This window comes from Nocardioides sp. P5_C9_2 (assembly GCF_054049555.1).
This window is the reverse complement of sequence record NZ_JBFUMD010000674.1, coordinates 1-1,542: the sequence shown is the minus strand read 5'-3', so window position 1 is coordinate 1,542 and position 1,542 is coordinate 1. Positions and strand designations below refer to the sequence as shown.

General features: G+C 65.1%; 3 protein-coding genes. All 3 read right to left on the bottom strand.

All coding sequences use genetic code 11. From position 1 onward, the window contains the following. Positions 1 to 482 (bottom strand): hypothetical protein (locus tag ACXJKL_RS20890; protein WP_457208913.1); only part of this gene is annotated, 482 nt, incomplete at its 3' end. Positions 483 to 510: 28 nt separating this feature from the next. Further along, positions 511 to 702, bottom strand: coding sequence for a ferredoxin (locus tag ACXJKL_RS20885; RefSeq protein ID WP_457208912.1), 192 nt, complete (start codon positions 700 to 702; stop codon positions 511 to 513). 211 nt (positions 703 to 913) lie between these two features. Beyond that, positions 914 to 1,542: FAD-binding protein (locus ACXJKL_RS20880; protein WP_457208911.1), on the bottom strand; the 629-nt coding region annotated here is incomplete at its 5' end.

The following is a 1,542-nucleotide window of genomic DNA, read 5'->3' as shown; positions in this document are numbered from 1 at the left end:
ATGTTCGCCAGGTCGTCGACGAAGTCGATGGCGCCCGACTCGATCTTCTCGTCGATGCAGGCGCGCGTCAGTTCATCGGCGATCGGCTGCCACCGCGCCACGGCGGCCGGCGAGAGATAGGCGTTGAGCGCTTGCCGGTAGTGCTGCTGCCGCGGCGGGTCCATCTCCAGGAAACCACCGACGGTGCCACCGCGTGACTCCAACGGCGGGGCCGGGATGCTGATCCCGAGGTAGCCCTTGCGCTGCCCGTGAATGTCGGCGTCGTTGGAGAGGACGTCGGAACGACGCGCCACGTCGAACAGCTCTTGGTTGCCCGCGATGTACCAGTAGCCGTCGTGGGTGTCGTTCCACGCGATCGGGCACCTGGCCTGCATCGCCTCGGCGTTCTCGACGAAGTCGATCCGGTAGCTCGACTCGTGGCGGTTCATGCTGAACAGCAACGCCTTCTTCTGGATGTCCTCGGGTACCTCTGCGATGCTCATGTCGTTCTCCGTGCGTGAGGTGGGATGGTCAGAAGATGGTGATGGCTTGCTCGGGGCAGGACCGCGCCGCTTCGAGAGCAGAAGCCTCGTTCTCCGGCGCGACGTCCTCGGAGATCGGGGTCGAGTGGCCGTCCTCGTCGTCGAGCTGGAACACCTTCGGCGCTGCCATTGCACACAGGGTGTGCCCCTGGCAGATCGAACCGTCGACCTTGACCTTCATGTGGTGAGCCTCTTTCTCTCGCTGCGTTGTCTCGCCGTCGTGATCCGACGGGGTGGTGATCTGGGGGCCGACCCGGGATCGATCGGAGCAGCCCTTGAGGGCACTCTCAGCCCACGTGACGTTACTCATATCGTTCGATGGAGTCAATGATCTAAACAGATAATGGTTCGACCTTCTTCAATATGTCGTTCGAAGCGGGGTCAAGCACGTGCTACGAGTTCAGCGCGTGCTTCGCCGCGGCGTAGCCGAAGATCACCGAGTTCGCGATGCTGGCACCCGCGCCGGGGTACGTCCGACCCATGACCGTGGCGGTGGTGTTCCCGGTGGCGTAGAGACCCGGGATCGGCTGGTCGTCCTGGTCCAGGACCCGCGCATGCTCGTCGGTGACGACGCCACCGCAGGTGCCGACGTCAGCCGGAATGATCTTCGCCGCGTAGAACGGCGCCCGGAGGATCGGACCGACCGCAGGGTTGGGAACCCTGCTGTTGGGGTCACCCATGCACTGGTTGTACGCCGACTCGCCGCGGTGGAACGCGGGGTCCTTGCCGTTGACTGCACCGCGGTTCCAGGTCGCGACCGTCTCGACCAGCACACCAGGGGCGACGTCGATCTGGCCGGCGAGCTCCTCGATCGTGTCGGCCCGCTTGAGGTCGCCGTCGTCGATCACACCCGGCGGGAGCGCCCCGGGACGTCCCTTCCCGTTGACGTAACGCTTCCGGTACTCGTCGTCGTGGATCAGCCAGGCGGTGCCGTCGCTCGCGGCGAACATGCCCTTGGCCACCTCGACCATCGAGTTCGACTCGTTGACGAAGCGGGCGCCCTCGTTGCTCACCAGGATGG